The sequence below is a fragment of the Bradyrhizobium acaciae genome, assembly GCF_020889785.1.
GTDB classification, from domain to species: domain Bacteria; phylum Pseudomonadota; class Alphaproteobacteria; order Rhizobiales; family Xanthobacteraceae; genus Bradyrhizobium; species Bradyrhizobium acaciae.
In genome coordinates this window covers 143,869-163,949 of sequence record NZ_JACMYK010000004.1, presented here as the reverse complement: position 1 = coordinate 163,949, position 20,081 = coordinate 143,869, and the positions used below count along the sequence as shown (strand labels likewise).

The 20,081-nt window shown below is 57.6% G+C and carries 14 protein-coding genes; 9 read left to right on the top strand and 5 right to left on the bottom strand.

The features are described from left to right. Window positions 1-16 precede the first annotated feature (16 nt). The 3 genes from H8A92_RS03785 to H8A92_RS03780 all read right to left on the bottom strand — a co-directional run bounded on the left by H8A92_RS03785 (window position 17) and on the right by H8A92_RS03780 (window position 1,960). Window positions 17-853, bottom strand: a complete 837-nt coding sequence (locus H8A92_RS03785) for a YopT-type cysteine protease domain-containing protein (protein ID WP_229194513.1) — start codon at window positions 851-853, stop codon at window positions 17-19. Window positions 854-1,355: 502 nt separating this feature from the next. After that, window positions 1,356-1,691: a DUF7694 domain-containing protein gene (locus tag H8A92_RS41170; RefSeq protein ID WP_420831286.1), complete on the bottom strand. Its 336-nt coding sequence runs from the start codon at window positions 1,689-1,691 to the stop codon at window positions 1,356-1,358. Window positions 1,692-1,762: 71 nt separating this feature from the next. Further along, window positions 1,763-1,960: a hypothetical protein gene (locus H8A92_RS03780; RefSeq protein ID WP_229194512.1), complete on the bottom strand. Its 198-nt coding sequence runs from the start codon at window positions 1,958-1,960 to the stop codon at window positions 1,763-1,765. Between the two features lie 3,105 nt (window positions 1,961-5,065). Here H8A92_RS03780 and H8A92_RS03775 point away from each other — a divergent pair. The 9 genes from H8A92_RS03775 to H8A92_RS03735 all read left to right on the top strand — a co-directional run bounded on the left by H8A92_RS03775 (window position 5,066) and on the right by H8A92_RS03735 (window position 17,063). Next, entirely contained in the window at window positions 5,066-6,535 is a 1,470-nt protein-coding gene (locus H8A92_RS03775) for an acetyl-CoA carboxylase biotin carboxylase subunit (RefSeq protein WP_229194511.1), read from the top strand. A gap of 1 nt (window position 6,536) precedes the next feature. Next, window positions 6,537-7,040 carry an acyl-CoA carboxylase biotin carboxyl carrier protein subunit gene (locus tag H8A92_RS40940; RefSeq protein WP_229194510.1) on the top strand — a complete coding sequence of 168 codons (504 nt, stop codon included), beginning with the start codon at window positions 6,537-6,539 and terminating at the stop codon, window positions 7,038-7,040. Window position 7,041: 1 nt separating this feature from the next. After that, window positions 7,042-8,649: an acyl-CoA carboxylase subunit beta gene (locus H8A92_RS03765; protein WP_229194509.1), complete on the top strand. Its 1,608-nt coding sequence runs from the start codon at window positions 7,042-7,044 to the stop codon at window positions 8,647-8,649. Window positions 8,650-9,202: 553 nt separating this feature from the next. Then, a complete protein-coding gene (trpD, locus tag H8A92_RS03760; RefSeq protein WP_229194508.1) occupies window positions 9,203-10,216 on the top strand; it encodes an anthranilate phosphoribosyltransferase in 1,014 nt (337 codons plus the stop codon). A 636-nt stretch (window positions 10,217-10,852) separates the two neighbouring features. After that, complete coding sequence (locus H8A92_RS03755) at window positions 10,853-11,365, top strand: flavin reductase family protein (protein ID WP_229194507.1); 513 nt, start codon at window positions 10,853-10,855, stop codon at window positions 11,363-11,365. Between the two features lie 325 nt (window positions 11,366-11,690). After that, window positions 11,691-12,848, top strand: coding sequence for a M20 family metallopeptidase (locus H8A92_RS03750; RefSeq protein WP_229194535.1), 1,158 nt, complete (start codon window positions 11,691-11,693; stop codon window positions 12,846-12,848). Window positions 12,849-13,640: 792 nt separating this feature from the next. Further along, window positions 13,641-13,916, top strand: a complete 276-nt coding sequence (locus tag H8A92_RS03745; protein ID WP_229194506.1) for a hypothetical protein — start codon at window positions 13,641-13,643, stop codon at window positions 13,914-13,916. A 128-nt stretch (window positions 13,917-14,044) separates the two neighbouring features. Beyond that, window positions 14,045-15,580: a class I adenylate-forming enzyme family protein gene (locus tag H8A92_RS03740; protein ID WP_229194505.1), complete on the top strand. Its 1,536-nt coding sequence runs from the start codon at window positions 14,045-14,047 to the stop codon at window positions 15,578-15,580. Window positions 15,581-15,764: 184 nt separating this feature from the next. Beyond that, a complete protein-coding gene (locus H8A92_RS03735) occupies window positions 15,765-17,063 on the top strand; it encodes a preATP grasp domain-containing protein (RefSeq protein ID WP_229194504.1) in 1,299 nt (432 codons plus the stop codon). Window positions 17,064-18,004: 941 nt separating this feature from the next. Here the strand turns inward: H8A92_RS03735 and H8A92_RS03730 are convergent. Both H8A92_RS03730 and H8A92_RS03725 read right to left on the bottom strand, forming a co-directional pair. Next, a complete protein-coding gene (locus H8A92_RS03730) occupies window positions 18,005-18,691 on the bottom strand; it encodes a 2OG-Fe(II) oxygenase (RefSeq protein WP_229194503.1) in 687 nt (228 codons plus the stop codon). Window positions 18,692-18,696: 5 nt separating this feature from the next. Further along, window positions 18,697-19,905 carry a GFA family protein gene (locus H8A92_RS03725; RefSeq protein ID WP_229194502.1) on the bottom strand — a complete coding sequence of 403 codons (1,209 nt, stop codon included), beginning with the start codon at window positions 19,903-19,905 and terminating at the stop codon, window positions 18,697-18,699. Window positions 19,906-20,081: the final 176 nt, after the last annotated feature.

The following is a 20,081-nucleotide window of genomic DNA, read 5'->3' as shown; positions in this document are numbered from 1 at the left end:
AGCGCAGATATGTTGCTCACGTCATTCTTTGCGTGATGACCGAGGATATTTGAAGTCTGTTCGGGGGCGTCCTGTACCGGTCGGCGAGGCTTTTGAACAACTCGCCCATCTGGTCTGACCGAACGGTAAATTCTCCATAATTTGGATCAAACAGGGTCGTCATTCCATTCGATGTCGAGGTCGCAATTGTATGCGCGCCACGCGGTTTGAAACGCAGGCTGATCAGATAGACCGATGGATAGTGGGTAATTTCATTCACTATCCGGGCAATTTCGGAGGACGTTCCAAACTCATATCGAGTCTGATTGCTCGCAGGCTCTAATCCCGCCTCACGCAGCATTGCGGTTTTTGCCTGAAGGTTGGTAGAACTCCCCGCCCTGTCATTTCGCAACAAGGCCTTGAGATCTTCATACCGTTGCTGCCGCACTGCCGCCGAGACATGGTTTTCAGCGCCCGGTGCCAGAGCGCTCATTCGAGACGATGGACTACTGGCGAGATTGAGGATCCACTCAGCTGCCAAGCCCATGCAGATTCCATTGACATTGGCGCCAGATAATTCGGCAGTTCTGTATCGGAACAAAGGCTGGCGCGGCTCCGCCGGAGAGGCTGAAGCTGAACCGGAAGACAGAGAAGTGGTGGTGAGGTCCGATGAGGCCGGGGTGCGAATGTTCGCATCTGAGGTATGCGGCCTGCTGCAGCAGAGCCCCATTTTATCTGACAGCTCTTCGGGAGGCAGGCTCTCTTCCTGCCCGAGATCCGTAAGCACCTGCTCGAAGTTGCTGTTGTCCGCCGACTGACTCAGTTCATGAGCTTGATCGGCGCCCGTGGCTTGGCCGATTACCGGATTGAACATGGCGTTCCCTTGCCTCTAGCATGTGCTTGCCTTGACGGAGTAGGGCTGGGCGAGCTCCACCTGTGAGTTTATTGCGGCAAGCTGACGACGAGCTGACGAGCAAGAACAAGTTGCAGAAGCCGGCGCATGGCGTCTCCTGCATGGCCACCTTTTCCGCTTACCCAATCCCGGCTGAAATGCCGGCGACCTGCTCGACGACTTCAAGGATAGGAGTGGTCGGGCACAATCGTCGGAGGATGCAATTTATCCCGAGCTCGAGTTCGGCGCGGCTGTCCACGCATATTTGGCGCGGCGATGGCCAGATCCTGACGCTGTCGTTCCCTCAATTCGCCGGCACGGGACTCGCCGGACCGGTGCGTCATCATCACCTCCTGCTTCGCTGGGCTGGCAAGCCGGCGACGTTAGGCAAACGGAACTACCGACACCTTCCGTTGCGGTGTGGGCTGACAACAGCGCCGAACCACTGCTTTTCATCTGCCTCGCGGACAATCCTTAGCCCACCTCATATTGCGGTCGCACTCATGCGGGCAAACCACGTTGCCGCCTCCGATGGGCCGAGCCCAACGACGCCTACAAAGCCCGGTGGCGGCATTGGGATGTCCCGATGAGTTGGCCTCCACAGATGCAGGCAGTACCGACTGTTATTTACATATTGCGAATGTGGGGGATGAAGCTGCATCACGCATTCCTCTTCATCCCAGAACAGGTCTTTGACGAAGCACATCTCTTCCCAATTCGGACAACGTCGCGGCGTTGAGACAGCGACATGCTCCCAGCCGGGACGAATTAATCCGCTGATCGTCAGTTCACAGCCGCAAGGTCCCTGTACAACGAACATGCCGCAAGGACCTGATCCTGGAAGGCTTGCAAACTGGCCATATTGTACGCGACCGGCCTCCAGCCTCTCTATCACTTGCGTCCGCACGTTTCCTCCTTTGCCTCGTGGACCGCCTTGAAGTCGATGTAGATGACGTTGTTGTTTTGCAACTCACGACTTGGCGCATGTTCCGCCCTCTTTGGGACGGCGCTCCGATACCAATCTTCAGCGAACCACCTGCTGAGAAAGCCGCAGATGTCCATCACTTGTTCTCCTGTCTTTTTGGACACCGACGCCCTGCCCAGGGCGCTTGGCAGTCCTTGCGGGGCCTTTATTGCCCGAATGCAAACCGTGCAAGCTGCAATCGATGATGACCGCGCATGGGTCGAGAATTGCCACTCGGGGAGGCTCGGCGGTATGGGGAGCCTATATCTCGATCATCGCACGAGGCCCACGCGCAGCGCCTGCTCATTGACCGCAGCGTACACCGCCGAACAACGTGCGCATCAGCATACGATGTTGCCTTGAGCTTTCGCGGTTGACGCACAATGGTTCGTTGCGTGCGCCGCGTCGAGGTCTCGCGGAGATGCGCTTAGTCCTACAGACGCGTCGAGGGCGACAACCTCATCGCCGCCGGATCGACCACCATGCTTGGTATGCACTCCGAAATGGCCCGACATCTACATTCCATTATCGCTCGCAATACCAAAACATATTTCGCCTATCCTCGTTCAATGCTTCGCGAGCGCGATGATTGCGGCCTCATCAACTGCACTGCGATCACTCGTTGCTTTCTGCTCGCCGGCTCTGAAACAGTGCCAATGCGTCATCTATGTGACCGTAATTGATTCGTACGGAAGCAAAATCGAAACGAGCTCGCGTTGTGACAGCATACCGTGTCCACATACCGATAGCATCCATGGGCTGATGAGATCTCGTAAGCTAGTGGTCAGAGAAGCTGATTAATCTATCTTGAGGCACTGCAATCGCGCTAGCGCCGGCTGCCCCTTTGCCGCGTCCTACCATGCAAACTCCCCACCCCCTATTTTGTCGAATGTCGCTAACGAGCTCTTGCCTTTCGATGCCGATGTCGCCTTCCGGACACCTAGGTTGCAACTCCGACCAACGGCAGCGAGCTCGTGTGGCTTCGTTCGCATCAAGGCTGCGCCGGCACCTGTCCGCTCGTGGCATGCTGATTACTGCCGGAGTCTAGGCGTCACTCATCTGGCTATTTGTTTTGTTCTGCGCGATACGCTGCCCAGCGCCCCTCAGCTTTGGGAGCACCTCCTCTAACCGCCCATTGATCGCGCTGCAAACAAGAATCTGACAACCCGAGCCATGAAGGAAGACTGCGAACTTATGAACGATACGATGCATCCGGAAATCAGCCGTCCCCCGCGGACCAGTGCGGCACGTGGCCAATGACTCACTGGCGCGCACCAAAGGACCCAACTGTCAGGCATTACGGTGCCGATTGCCGTTGTTCGCAGCCGCAACGGCAATGGAATGTATGGCCGCTGGCCGCACTCCTCTTGGGTGCGCTGCTCTGGGCCAGCATTTACTGGATCGTTGCAGCGGCTTTATGAGCCAAAAGAGCTCGCAGAGAAACAAGGAAGCTGCGTCGGGTGGCACGCCCACGCACTTCCTGGCCTCGGCGGTCCGATTGCAGGGCAGGAATATGCCCGCGTGAGTGGGCAGCGGAAACTTCCTTCACGGGCCAGCCCTGCGCCCCGGCTTGGGTAGCGGGATATGAATCCGCAACTGAGGCAGGAAGACGCATCCGGCATACCATGCCGAACCAGCTTCGAGGCCACTCAATGTGCCTCGAAGCCAAAAGGCCTATCGTGGACCAAAGCGCGAAATTTAGCGCTACTTGCTTGGATGCGCCGACTGCCGAGTGACATTTGCTCCGCGATTGGCGCTGCGGCCGTCCAGCTGAGGCGCAGCTTCTCGAAGCCCAGCAAAGCCCTACAGCTCTCGCTCGGGCCATGTTTCGTCCTCCCTTCTACGCGTCTGCCACTCTTGGGCACGCCGAGCCAGCTTGTCGTACTCGATCGCAACGTTAAGAAGCCTGTCTCTTAGTTTACCGTAAGCGAGTCCTTCCGCCTTTTTTCGCGTTGCTTCCGCACGGCTTCGCCAGTGGTCGGGCTGATAGAGTTTACTTTTCGGATCCATGCCGTGAGCATGCAATTTGGAAATCAAAGAAATGCGACAGCGGCGCTCCGTATAATCACCTAAGGGCGGGCGGCCGCCAAAGCGCCATTTGCCACCGTAAGAAGATACTCGGTCGATTTGATCCAGGAAGGGACTTGAATCGCACGCAGCGTCAGATTGTACGATCCTGGACAGCTCGGGACCGACCCCGACAATCCAGACGCTACCTGCAGGCAATGAGAATAGCGAATGTGTCAAACATCTAAGCGCAGCTGGCGAGAGGCGCTCGGGATCATACGCTTCCGCAGATACGTGCCTGCTTGCACGTTACCCGAGGCTAGCTCGGCCAGCAGCGAGAGAGATCGAGCCCATCGATATTTCTACAGAAGGCGCTCTCATCCCAATCGCCGTCTCCACATTAATGTGGATCGCAGGCCGGCTACACTGAACATGACCTGGAGGCGCCTCATCGGGGTTCATTACGCAGGATCAATTGTGTCATCAGCTATAGTTTGAGCGCACCTGGCTTTTGCTCATCTCGCTGCCTCGATAACCCCGGCTCCGGGCCGCAGGTCTTGTTCGATTCCGCATCGCGCCGGCCGTAACGGCAACTATCGGCCGTGAGGTGGGCAGCGCTCAAGCACCTCAAGACGTGCCACGCGAATACTTCAGGACATCCAGGCACACCGGATCGGCGAAACGGGCTCCAGGCTGCCCTTGGCGCTATACGTCTATTGGCCGACGGACAGGCCATTTTGCGCTTCGCTCAAGACATCGCAGACCTACCAACCTTAAGGAATGACATGACTCAAAACCAAGGGACCGGTTCGGCTTCGCTCCTCAAATCTTGCCGCGCCATCGCTGTAGCTGCCGCAGTGACTGCTTTAATCCCCTGTCAGGTGCGCGCGCGAGATCAAGCTCCAACTCCCGAGGAGAGACAGGCGTGTATGGAGGACGTGTTCCGCCTTTGCAGCAATCACATACCGAGCCACATCGCTATCCTTGCCTGCCTCAGATCCAAGCACGCCAGCCTCAGCCAGCAATGCCGTTACGTGATCTCCTCACGAGATACGGGCAAGAACGGCGGCGGCTCGAAGTAGAGGATCAGATGGCCTGTTCGCCCGCCTCACGTTTCGAGATAGCCCACCTAGCATGCAGGACTTTCACGCGACGTTGGCTGGAGGGAGCGAGCCCGGCCACTCACGGCGTTTTGGTCCCTCAATGCTTATTTGGATAGGCCAATGCAACAATTGCCCTTCGATACCGTACTGATCGCCAACAGGGGCGAGATAGCCGCTCGCATCATCAAAACGCTACGTAAACTTGGACTCCGTTCTGCAATTGCTTACCACGAAATAGACGCGAGAACGCCGGCCGTCTCCATGGCCGACCTGGCCATTCAGATCACCGGCAGCACACCGATCGCAAGTTATCTCGATACTGGGCAGATCATCGCGGCCGCCGACCAGGCGCGCGCCGGCGCGCTGCATCCCGGTTATGGGCTGCTTTCCGAGAATGCGGAGTTCGCCCGAGCGGTGACAGACGCCGGCATTGCGTTCATCGGTCCTCTTCCTGACACTATTGAACTGATGGGGGACAAGATCCGCGCACGCAATTTCGTTCAGTCCAACGGCTTTCCGGTCGCGATCTGCGTCACCGAAGAAGATGATCCGGCGACGTTTGCCTCCAGAGCACAGGCCATGGGAGCTCCTCTGCTCGTGAAGCCATCGGCTGGTGGCGGCGGTAAAGGCATGCGGATTGTACGCGACCTTAATACCTTGGAGGCAGCCATCGAGCAGGCGCGCAGTGAGGCGGGCCGTTACTTTGGAGATGCCCGCCTCTATGCCGAACGATATCTCGAATACCCGCGACACATCGAAGTACAGGTGCTCGGTGATTGCTTAGGGAACCTTGTGCATCTGTTCGAGCGCGAGTGTTCCGTACAGCGCCGATTCCAGAAAATTATCGAGGAAGCGCCCTCGCCTGCGCTATCCCAAGAAGTGCGGGCTCGAATTTGCGATACGGCTATTCGCATCGCTCGTGCAGCGAACTACCGGAATGCAGGAACCGTCGAATTCATCGTCAGCGGAGACGATTTTTACTTCCTCGAAATGAATACACGACTTCAGGTCGAGCATCCGGTCACCGAGATGATTACTGGCCTCGATCTGGTGGCGGAACAGATCTATGCGGCAGCGGGCCGCGAACTTGCATTCTCCCAATCCGATATCGTTTCGAACGGCCATGCAATCGAGCTCCGGCTATACGCGGAGGCTCCTGAACGCGGGTACGTTCCGACTACCGGAAAAGTACTTCTACTTGAGTATCCCAATGACGTACGGATCGACAGCGGCATCATGCAAGGCCAGCACATCACGCCGGCGTTCGATCCGATGCTCGCCAAGATCATCGTGCATTCACCAAGCCGCATGGAATCTGCTCTGAGAGCCCATCGTGCAGTTCGCGAATTGGTTTTACTCGGGTGCGAGACCAATGCGGACTTGCTCGCCCGGATCGTTTCCGACGAGGCATTTCTCGGCGGTCACTTCCATGTCGGATACCTTGAACAAAACCCGCATCTCGCAGCGGGCAATTTTGCTGCCGGAATGTCTGCGTTCCTAGCATCCGCCGCTCTCCTGACGAGGCCGGTCCGCGACTCGGCAGATGCCGTGCCAGAGCTCCACTCAGCGCTCGGCAATTGGAGAAACTGAAGTGTATCACTCGTTCGAGGTTGACGGCGTAGATCATACATTATGGCTTTCGGCCAGCCGGCATGGCTACCGCCTGCATTTGCGAGACGAGGTGATTGCCCCCGTCGCATTCACCCAGCGCAGCGAGAGCAGCGGTATCCTGACCATTGCCGGGCAGAGCGAACCCGTCAGGTTCGTGATCGAGGGGGAGCTCATCCACCTTCATATCCGCGGCACAACGCGCACTTTGCGCTACATCGATCCGCTACGGAGCCACGCGGCTGGGAATAACGGGGCTTGTCCCCTCGTAGCCCGGGCGCCAATGCCCGGGATGGTTGTCGCGATAGCAGTGTCGCCTGGTGACTCAGTCTCGGCGGGGACGGCGCTAATGATGATTGAAAGTATGAAGCTGGAAACGATCATAAGATCACCCCAGGACGGCATCGTCGAGCGGATTCACGTCAAGGAAAATGAGAACTTCGAGCACGACGCCGCACTCGTAACGCTGTCTAAAGAAGGGTTCTGAAATGCAGCGGATCGGTTCTGCGGCAGATGTCGATTCTCAGGAATTTCGTCGCAACGACCTCCACAACAGACAATTGGCTGCCGAATTGAAGGTGCGCCAACGCTCGGCCCGGTTCGAAAGACCTGAGAAAGACTTCGAGCGGCTGCGTCGGCAGAACAAGCTGTTTGTTCGCAACCGCATCGCAGCTTTGCTGGATCCGGAAACTCCTTTCCTGGAGCTTTCTACGCTAGCCGCCAACAAGGCCTACAATGGAGAGGTCCCGGGCGCCGCGCAGGTGGTCGGCATAGGCATCGTTGCGGGGCGAGAAGTAATTATTCACGCTGACGATTCCAGCGTGAAGAGCGGCGCATGGTATCCACTCTCGGTCAAGAAGATCGTGCGGGCCTTGGACATAGCCATCGAAAACCGTCTGCCGGTGGTTCATCTATGCGACTGCGCCGGTGGTTTTCTGCCTTTGCAGGCGGAATTCTTTGCTGATCGATACCATGCGGGTCGAATTCTACGCAATCAGTCGATACTCTCGAAGATGGGAGTACCGCAGGTCGCCATCGTCATGGGCCACTGCACCGCGGCAGGGGCCTATGTCCCGGCGCTTAGCGAGTACAACATTGTGGTCGAAGGCACGGGAGCAATTTTCCTAGGCGGCCCTCCGGTCGTGAAGGCTGCCACTGGCGAACAAGTCTCCGCCGAAGAGCTTGGCGGTGCCCTGATGCACACCAGCGTTTCGGGCACCGGCGACTATTTCGCAACTTCTGAGATCCACGCAATCGCGATAGCGCGCAACATTGTCGCGCGCTTTCACCGACCGGCGAAATCCTGCATCAATCGTGTAGCCCCCGAGCCGCCGGTCTATGATGCATCTGAACTCTACGGCATCATTCCAAAGGACGCACGAGGGCAGTTCGACATGCGGGAGATTATCGCCCGTCTCGTCGATGGCAGTCGATTTGATGAGTACCAGCCGCATTATGCAACATCACTCGTGTGCGGCTTTGCCCGACTCTACGGATATCAAGTCGGGATCGTTGCCAATAATGGCGTTCTGTTCGGCGACAGTGCGCTAAAGGGCGCCCATTTCATTCAAATATGCGACAAGAACCGGACGCCCCTGCTCTTCCTGCAGAACGTCACAGGCTTTATGGTTGGTCGCGAATATGAACGCCGTGGGATCACCAAGGACGGTGCCAAGCTGATCATGGCTGTGTCCAGCGCGTCTGTCCCGAAGTTTACTATTATTTGCAACAGCTCTCATGGCGCAGGAACTTACGCCATGTCAGGACGCGCGTTTGATCCTCGATTTGTGTTCAGCTGGCCGAACTCTCAGATCTCTGCGATGGGTGCCGAACAGGCCGCCGGCGTTCTCACCCACGTCAAGGCGAGACAATTGGCCCGCACCGGAGGGCGCCTCTCTGAGCAGGAACTGGCAGGCATTCGCGAACCGGTTCTTGAAGAATATCGCGAACGATCAAGCGCCTATTATGCAACGTCCGAACTCTGGGACGATGGCATTCTTGATCCTGTCGATACCAGGACCGCCCTTGCAATCGCGTTGAGTGCTTCACTCAACGCACCGATCGACGCGCCGCAGTACGGCGTGTTCCGACTGTAAGGCAGGACCGAGCACCGACCACTTAGACCCTGACGCAAGCAGACCCGGAGCTCTCCGTTGCGGTGTGATGGCTTCCGGTTTCGCCTAATGCACCTTGATTTGCACTCTGCGGGATGGTCTGCAGAAGCAGATCAGCACTGCTCCGCCCAAAACACGTGAGAGGCGACTTTACCGACAGGACAGCGGTGCCGACAAGCCGGACGATTTTCCAAGTTTCCGTCGCCTCGGCTGAATGATCGTGATCAAGAAGCCGCCGCTAAAGCACATGAGCGGCAGTAGACCACGCCATCTTTGCTGGCGCGGCAACTGCACTGCCCCCATCGGTCGGCGATCTCTTGACCGCATCACGACATGGAGAGCTTGACCCTCACGTAGCGTCAGGTTGTAGCCTTGCCGAAATGGCGGTGCCCAACCCAACCGATCACTCAAACGTCGATTTAGGCCGTGCCGCCGATGGGCCGGCTTCATCAAGACAGCCGGTGCCAAGTCTCTTCAACAAAAGCCTCCGTTGAAGCGGGTCGCTTCAGATTCAGACAAAGAATGCGTAAAGTCGATGGAAGCGCTGAAATCAATTATCGGTAAAGTTGCCACCGGCGCCACTCTGACTCGTGACGAAGCTGCGTCAGCATTCGACGGCCTGATGTCGGGTCATGCGACTCCGTCGCAGATCGGCGGCTTGTTGATGGGTTTGCGAGTCAGGGGCGAAACGATCGACGAAGTCACCGGTGCGGTCTCCGCGGTACGCGAGCGAATGCCGCGGGTCGAGGTGGCATGCGATCCCATCGGTATCGCTAGTACGAGCGATACCGCCCCACACTCGGCCAACGTGATGACGTGCGCCTCTTTTATCGTGGCCGGAACCGACGTTGCTGTTGCCAGGCATGCCAACAGCGATAGATATTCAGGTGCAAACACTGCAGACCTATTGGCGCATCTCGGCGTCAACGTCGACCTCAAGCCTGAGGCCGTTGCGCGCTGTGTGCACGAAGCCGGAATCGGTTTCTCATTCGCGTCAGCTCATTATCCTGCGATGCAGCGCGTTGGCCAAATCCGGACGGCACTTGGGACCCACACCATCCTTAACCTCATCGCGCCACTGTCCAATCCGGCCAGGGTCAAGCGGCAGATCGTTGGAATATTCGCTCGCGAATGGGTCCAGCCTCTGGCTTACGTGTTGAAGAACCTCGGCTGCGAATCGGTGTGGGTGGTTCATGGCTATAACGGGCTGGGCGAGGTTACCCTCACGGGGCCGACCTTTGTTGCAGCGCTTGAGGCCGGCACGGTGCGCACCTTCGAAGTAACACCAGAACAAGCCGGGCTTGCCCGTAGCGACGAGGAGACGCTCGAGAGCGGCGACATCAAGGCCAATGCGGTCGCCTTGCAAAACGTGCTCGACGGCGTTCCAGGTCGATTTCGCGACGCTGCACTTTTGAATGCGGCGGCGGCATTGATCGTGGCCGGCCGCGTCGAGACGCTGCAGGAGGGTGTCGCACTCGCACAACACGCGCTTGACGGTGGCGCCGCTGCCGCTCGACTGAAACGCTTGATTGCAGTTTCCAACGCCTAACAGGCGGTTTGGAAGATGGTTCGACGGGGAGGCCAGTTATGAGAAGCGGCTATGCAATAGCAGTTGCGAATGGGCGTCTATTTCTTCGAGATTTCGATGAGCACGCGCCGCCTGCGAGCGCCATTCAAGACGCGGTACGAGAGCCATCCCTGTTCATCGGCGAGGGTCTGCTCCAGAGCCTGTTGCCGAAACACAGAGCCGCGGCATGCGCTGCGTTCTAAAGGAGATAGTCAGATAATGTCATCACAGAAGTTGGAAGCACTCGGATCCATCGCAATGATAGAACACATCATTCGAAAATTTCGTGAATTGATCGATACGGATTGCTCGATCCCGCCCGAACTGCGGGGTTCTCTGCACGCGACGCTCGATGTGCATCTTCTAGATGCAAAAAAGCGTGTGCTCTTACGCGCACATTGAGCGCTAACCCTGGGCGGCACTCTGGTCCGCGCGCGGAGGACATCAATGTCATGTTCGGTCTCATCCTTGCCCTCTGGACACGCGGTTTTCCGAGACTGCGGGCCCAATTGCGGCCGCGAGATGAACGCGAGCCTACCCAAGCTAACGGAGCACCAGAGTGAGGTATAACTCTAAAGGCAGGTCATGACGCACCGGTCATCCCCTGTGGTTGGGAACATGCCGTCTATCCAGCCGGCAGATTTCCGTCATGCTATGCGACATCTGGCAAGCGGCGTCGCCATCGTGACGACCGGAACGGCCGGCGGACGACGTGGACTAACGGTGAGTTCTGTGACGTCCATCTGCATGGAACCGCCGTGCTTGCTCGTTGGCATCAACGCCCAATCTGAAGCGCATGACGCGATACTCGATAGCGGCAGTTTTGCAATCAATCTTCTCCACAGTGACCAGGAGGACCTTGCCCGGCGTTTTGGCGGTCAGGAGGGAGCGAAAGGTGTTCATCGCTTCGGCACAGCTTCCTGGACTCAGGGCGTGGTCGACGTGCCGCTATTGTCCAACGCACTTTGCGCGCTGGAATGCATTTTGTATGAGCACAAGATCATTGGCACACACAGGATCTTTATCGGACGAATCGTCGCAGCTCGGGCTGGCCATGGCAATCCATTGATCAACTTCCAGGGCGCGCTTCGAACCTTGCCCCTTGCCAAGTTCTGCGCAGAACGCCGCTAGAATGGAATACGCGTTGACCGGACGTCCGGTTCTGAAGCGATCCTTTTCAAACATTCATCCGGGCAACTCGCGGACGATTTTGGTTCTTACCGCCTCACCTCGCGCTGAAAGCGCGCGTACCTCGCGACTAATTAGACCATCCTACCGCAGGCTGGCCCAGCATAGCACCGACGTAAACTACCAGCTTTGGTAGCTCAGTTCTCCTCGGCAGGCGCGTAGCATCGTTGTCGCGGCAGGATCATGGTTTAGAGGCACACTGCGTCACAATCCTCGTGCTCGATCCTGAAGCGAGCAAGTAGTCGTTCCATGAGCTTGCTCGCGAGTGATGAAAGTCGAGATTCGAGGGGCATCCGACACTATGTCCAGTTACCCGTTTGAAACCTCCGCGATCCTCGATGGCATCCGTCGCTGGGTCGAGATCGAGTCACCGACGGAACGGCCGGATCAGCTCAACAAGCTGGCTGACGTCGTCGCCGCCGGCTATTGCGATCTGCCGGCCACCATCGAGCGCATTTCGGGACGTGAGGGGTGCGGCGATCACCTGATCACGCGCTCGTCCTGGGGACAAGGCGTGCCGGGCATTCTGGTGTTGAGCCATCTCGACACAGTTCATCCGATAGGATTCATAAGACGACTACCGTTCAAGATCAACGGTGACAGCGCGTTCGGCCCGGGTACCTACGACATGAAGGGCGGCGCCTATCTAGCCTATCATGCATTTCGGCAGATCTGCGCCGACGACGCGCGCCCGCCGCTCGGCATCACCCACCTCTACGTGTCGGATGAGGAGATCGGCAGTCCGACCTCGCGGGCGCTGATCGAGGCCGAAGGACGCAAGGCAAAATATGTGCTGGTTACCGAGCCAGCGCGCGACGGCGGCAAGATCGTCACCGGGCGGAAGGGTGTTGGCCGCTTCGATGTGTTCATCAAGGGCGCGCCAGCGCACGCCGGCGAACGCCCCGAAGACGGCCATAGCGCGATCCGGGAGCTAGCCAATGTGATCCAGACGCTCGAAGCGATGAACGATCTTTCGCGCGGCATCACCGTCAACGTTGGCGTCGTCCGCGGCGGCACCAAGCCGAACGTAATTGCCGAACAGGCCCATGCGGAAGTCGACCTGCGCGTGCCGACTACGGCTCATGCAGACGAGTTGGTGCCGAGAATTCTCCGAATCACCTCTCGCACCGATGGCGTTCGCCTGACAGTATCGGGCGGCTTGAACCGTCCTCCCTATGAGAAGAGCAAGGCGGGCGCCACGCTTTACGAACACGCCAGGCAACTTGCCGCTGAGATTGGTTTCGAGCTGCTCGATGCGTTCAGCGGCGGCGGCTCCGACGCCAATTTCACCGCGCCGCTTACCGCAACCCTTGATGGCCTCGGCGTAGACGGCAAGGGCGCGCACACGCATCATGAGCAACTCTATATTTCATCGATTGAACCCCGCGCGCGGCTGCTGTATCGCCTCTATCAGACACTGCGATAATCCACGCATCGATCGGCGAGCGAACTCAAGCGGAGGGTGTCGCGCAATCGCTCCTGGTAGCGAGCACTCGATCGCTGGAAGTGGGAGCCTTTTCGATAAGGGCCCTGCCAGCCGCAGAACCATTCTCATGGCAGCGCGACTTTCTGACGCAGATCGCGCTAGAAGCTCTCCACCCGTCCCGGAGGTCCGTCCCGACATATCCTTTGGCATGGTCGTGCGAGGTTGTCTGAAAGGGCTTGAATCGGACGTAACGTTAAGTTGTACAATCTTACGGTTGGCACGCATCTTCATCCGCCGCCGGGACTGGAAGGATCGACGAATGTCTGAGCTAGTCAGAACAACCCCGCGCCGGTTGGTCATGATCTTCATCCCCGACGGCTTTTCGGTCGAAACGTTGACGCAACGCGTCTTGACCGCCGTCTTAAGGCTGGCGGCTAGTTGCAAATGGTTGGGCATTGCAGGACCGCAACACTGTGGCTGCCGCAAGCCGGGCCTGCAGCGAGAGGGTGACGTCGGACGAGATCGATGCAGGGTTCGGTGCAGCACCAGTGCAGGGCGCGGCCTCTTCCCGATATTGAACCCGCCCCTCTCTTCTGCCGGGAGGCAGCCCCAGAAGCAGTCCGCCGAACGGGCTCTTCGCTCCGTTCATGCCGGCCTGCCGGCGCATGCTCGCCGCGCAGACTGCGACAGGCCGTGAGCCTCCAGAGGTTTTCAAAGGGCCTGAGCTGCAAGTGTCACTCGGCGTGAGCGGAACGGCACCGAAGAGATTGCCTGGTATCCTGGAGCAACAAATTGAAAGAGCCTGACGGCGGCAACAAGGTCTTGTTGATCGACCATATTGAAGGCCAGTGCCGGGCCATCATCGGCTTCAAGGATGGAGATACCAGAGCCGCCTATATGTGCGGCGAGCCTGTCTGTCAAAGACCGGGCAAGAAACAGTCGTCATGGTGCGCCTACCACTACGGGCAGATGCACACGACCGCCGCCGAGCCGAACAGAACGAGTAATCAGTCACCAGCGATTCGCCAGGCAATATCCGTTGATCGCAACCCTGGCAACATTCAATAGCTGCGTCGTGCTGCAGAAGGTGTGATTGTCGCTTGTGCAACGGGAACCGAACCATGTGGTGGGCCTCCCGAGCGCGTTGCGATGCCTGTCCGAACCGCTGCGCGGAGCTGGATCATATGGAGATTTAGTTGGACCTCTGCACGCTAGTTGAACGCAACGCAGCGTATGCTCCTGATAAAGCCGCCATCCGTTTCGAGGGGCAGACTCTAAGCTACGCGGGCCTCAATCGCCGGATATGGCGGGCGGCTTGCGCCCTCAAGAGCCAGTTCGGGGTAGAGCGAGGAGACCGGATCGCGATCCTTAGCCTGAACCGACCAGACTATCTCGTGCTGCTGTATGCGTGCGCGCGGCTCGGCGCAATTCTCGTACCTTTAAATTGGCGGCTCGCGCCTGCCGAGCAGCTGTTCATTCTGTCCGACTCAGGAGCAAACGTGTTGCTAGTTGAGCAGTCCTTCGATGCAGTCTTACCTGTTGTCTCGAGGGAACTGCCTTCTGTTTCTGTTGTCGGGCTAGACTTCACACCTATCAGCGGAAACAAATTGGACGATCTTCTGGACGCAGACTGTACTGACGGACGCAATCCGGGTGCGGACCTGTCTTGCCCGCTTTTGATCGTCTACACTTCAGGCACGACAGGACGACCGAAGGGCGCCGTACTGCGTCAGGAAGCGCTGCTCTGGAACGGCGTCATGAGTCAGCACATGCATGACCTCACCTCGGCCGATCACGCCTTGACTGTCCTGCCACTGTTTCACGTCGGTGGACTGAACATCCAGACGACGCCCAGTTTGCATCACGGTGCGACGGTTACTATCCACAGCCGCTTTACACCGGAGACCACTCTCGACGCGTTCGAGCGCGATCGACCCACGCTGGCGGTTTTGGTGCCGGCTATGATGCGAGCCCTGACCGAGAATGCCCGATGGGATAGCACAGACCTCTCCGCGCTGAGGGCAATCTGTACCGGATCTACTATGGTGCCCCCCGATCTTGTCGAGCTCTTTACCGCGCGCGGGGTGCCGGTCCTGCAAGTTTACGGTTCAACGGAGACCTGCCCGATCGCTGTGTATACGAAGTTCGGCGGGGGCCTCGCGCCCGAGGGATCGAGCGGCCTCGCAGGTCTGTGTTGCGAAGCTGCGATCATAGATGATGCTGGGCACACGCTGCCGGCCGGTGGCGCAGGCGAGATCGCAATACGTGGGCCCAACGTCTTCTGCGGATACTGGGAGGATCAAGAGACCACCCGCAAGGCTCTGGACGGTGGCTGGTACCGCACCGGCGACATTGGAAGTCGCGACGCCGACGGGTATTTTTGGGTGCATGACCGCAAGAAGAACCTGATCATTTCCGGTGGAGAGAACATCTATCCGGCCGAAGTTGAACGCGTGCTTATTGGTCATCCCGATGTTGCAGATTGCGCCGTCATCGGTCGACCGCATCTGCGTTGGGAAGAAGTACCGGTCGCCTATGTAATCAGGCGACCGGGCGCCCTGATCGAAGCAGAAGCGCTGATGGCGCATGTCCGGTCGCAGCTCGCCCGTTACAAGGTTCCGGACGAGATCATTTTCACGGCAGAGCTACCGAAAACTGCGTTGGGCAAGGTCCAGCATTTCATGCTGAAGAATGCTGGCGCAAAATCAAGTTACAAAGCAAATGGCAATTGAGTTCGGCGGATTGCACGCTAGCTGTACTTCTCAGCGATGCCGCAGGTCACATCGTGACGGCGCAAATTGAGCTTTTCGGACTGGCATTTACAGGCTGTGCTGCAGCGACTTCGCCAGCATCGAGGGTCTCTCACTCTGATCACATCCCAATGCGCAAAGGTCACTGATGCCGCGGATCATAATCATGAATGCCGGCACGGCGCAAATGTCGGGCCCCGATTTGGTAGCAGCTCAGCTTTCGCTCGCCGCCAACTCGGTTTACCGTTCGGCGTGGTTTGCTCAGGAGGGCGATCTGATAGTGTCCCCCCTATCAATTCCGACGGATCTGCTCTCCTACGTTGGCGCGACGCTCAATTTCGACGCCTCCAGTCTTTCATTGCTTGTACCTGGAAGCGGCCGAGAAGCGCCGATCCTCAACGATTGCGCACTGCTGTCCAACAGCATGGTTGAGCAAATCAACAGGCATATTCGTCAGAAATCATCCTGGACGATATATCCCTGCTACTCCAGCGAAGGTGTGGCGCGGCTGGCGTCCGTACTGGGTATACAGCAGACTGGCGACGAATTCGCTCTACAGCGTGGGCCTGATCTATTGAACCGCAAGAGCCACTTCCGTCAACTGTCGACAAGTGTCGCACTTCCGTTGCCCAATGGTTTTATAACGACGAATTCGAACGAACTGTTCCGAGCGGTCAACTCGCTCCGGCACGAAACCGGCAGGGTCATTGTGAAACTGGACAATGGGGCCGGCGGGGTCGGAAATGTCATTCTGAGCAGCAATGGAGACGGCCCGCTTCCCGGAGCGAGAGAGACCCGACAGATGACCTGGCCCTCGTTCGATCCGCACGCACTTTGGTCTGAGATGACAACTGCGTCATGCAAAACGCTGGTGGTCGAATCGTACCACTTGGCGCGAACTCCGTTCTATCTCGAGTATGAAATCGAGCATGATGGCTCAATCACTTTCATCAACAGTGGGAATATTCGACTACGCCGGAGCACCGATCGATCCGAACGCGCTCTGATCTGGACAGGACTTGAGCTTCCAAGCGATCTGGGCAATGAACAATGGTTGACTGCGCAGGCGCATGCCTACCGATTCGTATCCCTTGCCCGCAATTTAGGATATCGCGGACCGATTAATATTGACGCCATTTTCGCGAACGACGGACGGCTGCTATTCAATGAAGCGAACGGCCGCTGGGGTGGCGGCTCGGTGTTGCACAGCATTGCCGTCCGGCTTCTGGGGATCGACTACTCCGGCTCCTACGTTATTTCATCCGTGAGGGACGTTCGATCGAGTTCGCTCTGGTCTGCGCATGAACGTTTCGCCAAAGAGGGTCTTCTATTCGATGGCACACGCAAGCAGGGCGTCATCCCGCTTGCCGTTGACGAAGAAGCTGGCACGGTGGAGTGCCTCGTGATTGCGTACGACCGGGCCGCCGCCGGCGATCTGAAACAACGGCTCCTTACACTGGCTTAATTATTTGATGAGCCGGCGGCCGCCGCGTCTTCCTTATACTGCTCGATGAATGCTGCGTCGCCCAGACAGGCCTGTAGGTCAGGTTTGCCTGCGACTGGCACAGCTCCGCCCGCCGCCTGAGAGCTCCGCAGCTGAACCAGTGCCGTACGCACATTCGTGGCATGCCCGTTGCTATGAACTTCTCGATCTCTTCATGCAGCATCCCGTGGTCGAGCCGTTCAGCTATTCCCGACCCGCGGTTGGTAAAGAGCCAGCGGTCGAAGCCTAAAAGATAATCGACATTGCGCCTGGCTGTGTTCTCGGCGGCTCCGCATCTGAGGAGCTCTTCCCTGCCCCCGAGAATAAGCGGAATATCCGCATCGCATACACCAAAGGGTTCCAGGATCCAGCTGTTTTGCTAGATCCGATAGCTGTCGAGAACCTGACGACCCTATAACTTTCTACGAGCGCCCGACAACACCATCGCGCAGGCGCCGGAACACCCCCATTCGAAAACCGTGCCGATATCCTGCCGCGATGTTGTCCCAGTATTCTTGTGAGGCAGGTCGCGCGACTCTGTCGATCGTAGCTTCTATGGCTCCGATCAGCTTTTTGCCAGCCTCGGCGAAAGGCAGCCTGTAGAGCCGGTGTTTGCGCGGATCCCCTTAAGCCTCAATTTCGGTCGCCGAATTCCGCCATCCGCCGCAACGCTCCTCTAGCAAGCGGATCAGGTGACGATGGGGGCCAGCGAACGCATCTCCGCTGGTCCCTCCAAACCAATGGCTCCGGCAAAACCGTGTTTACTGCTCGAAGCACCTTGCTTCCGCTTTGAACCAACGTCTTGGCGCACCTCGCAGCGATGGACTACCTCGCAGGATAGATGTTCTGCAGGATTGGTGCGATCTGTCGATCTCACCGTCTGAAAGCTCTTCTGCCACTAGACTTATTCGCTAGTACTCGAGCTAACTTGCTTCATGACCGCTGGTAGAGCTTTCGATGACGCGCCGGTTTGTGCCGCTGCGCTTCGAACAGAAGTAGACCAGCGACCGGCGCTCCCCGGCGGAGACAGGCTTCACCTCATGGCGCAGCCTACATGTTGTGACGAGCACCGCACCAAACGGTGGTCGAAACACCTGCTGCTCGTAAGCGCTCGGATATACGACGAATTCACCACCCTCAAATTCTTGCGCGAGCTGCACAATTACGGAGTACTCAAAGTCTGGATCGCTCTCGGCATCCAGATGGATGCCAACAAACGAACCAGGAGGCATGCGATGCAACTGACATCTGCGAATCACATATTCCGACGATGCTCCCAAGATCGTTTTTAATGCGAAGCTGCGGTCCTTCCTTTCAAGCAGATCGATAATTTGCCCCGGCGCCGCGCCATCCACAGTGCTGGGATTACGGCCGGGCGGGTCCACCCTCACGCGTTTGACAAATACGTTGTGCGAGTCGCCAGCATCTCCCAACCGCACCTCTTCTTCGGGAATCTCAGCCTGCAGCTGATTGATCCTCGCCAGTTCATCTTGTGTAAATAACGTCTGGGGGCCGATCACGATCGTACCTTTTACCAGGAGCTCTATGCGGAATTTCGTCAGGGCCTCTTCTGACAGTAGGCCCTTTTTATGATTTGCTGAACGCGCCATTGGGTTCACTCCGGGGTTTGTTCTTCAATGCAGAGCCTCGGTCCTGTTTGCATCGAGCGGAATGCTTGTTCCCAATGCTCGCCATCGAACTCGACTATTCTGATGCCTTCGATCGTTCTTTTATCCAGGCATCGAACATTGATGCTGAATCCGGAGGGGTTCGACCGCGGCCGATAAAATGGCTTGACGCCGCAAACCCGACAAAACGTATGCCGGGCGATGTTCTTGTTGAACTGGTAAGTGGTGAGGAGCTCTTCGCCACCTTCAATCGTGAGCTTATCGCCAGGTACCAGCAAGTGCATAAATCCGGACATCTGACAGATCGAGCAATTGCATCGAACTGCCGAGAGCTGCTGCGGCGCCCGGACGCGGAATTTGACAGATCCACAGTGACAGTGGCCGCGGTGTTCGATTTCAGCTCGGTCATTTTGCTCAACTGAGACAGTCCGGAGCAAATCGTGGCACCACTGCAAGTTCAGTCGATAGGCTCGATCGAACTCGTCCAGAAAGAAACCATTGCGATCAGCCGGTACAAGTTCGCCAATGAGGCGGCCTGTCATTTCTGCATGATACTTCTCGGCTGGATCGCTTCCACCGACGTGGCTGCGGAAGTACTCAAGATCGTCGGGCCTCGCATCAAAGGTTTTGACCGTGGTGGTCCACAGCGCCTGGATCATCTCCGCAGCGTGCAGCTCAAAGGCGACCATGTAGGCGCAACGCACCACGGGGTCTTTTGCTGACAATCCGTCATAGAGAGAATGCAGGTACCGGTTGGTCGTCGTGCTATAGTTGGGACGTATTGCTTTGCCGAGCAGTCGCGATGCATCCCTTCTGAACAGGTTTGAGTGAAACTTTTCGGTCAGCAGAATGTCGGGTAGCGCGGCCTTGCCACCCTGGAGAATTCGGCCATGGCCGCCTGTCTCATCCCAGCAAAGAAAGTTTGCGACGACGCTAGTCAGCTCAATATCTCTGGGAAGATCACGATTATGATGCATTGCATCGAATATGAGATCCTTTTGCGATCCTGCCTGCAGGTAGGGAAACGCCTGCGACATCGCCAGGTATTCAGGAAGCAGGCTAGCAAACTGCTCTTCGGACAGCTCCTCAGCAAAGGGATGTGTGCCAGACAGAGCTCGCGCGCGCGCGGTCAAATGCGCGCAGATTATCTGCGCAGGCTGATCCGGCGAAAATCGAGAAGCTTGAGAAGACGTCATTTAGACGATAGCCATGAGGATAGAACAAGCCTTGAAGAAACGAATTCTCGTCGTGACCAACTATTGGCCAGTCGAGACAGAAGACACCGTAGGCGCGATGGCGCTTATGATCACCGTCGTCCCCGCGGCCACCCTTAGCCGGGCGTCTTGAGCTCAATCCTGTTCACACAAGGAGC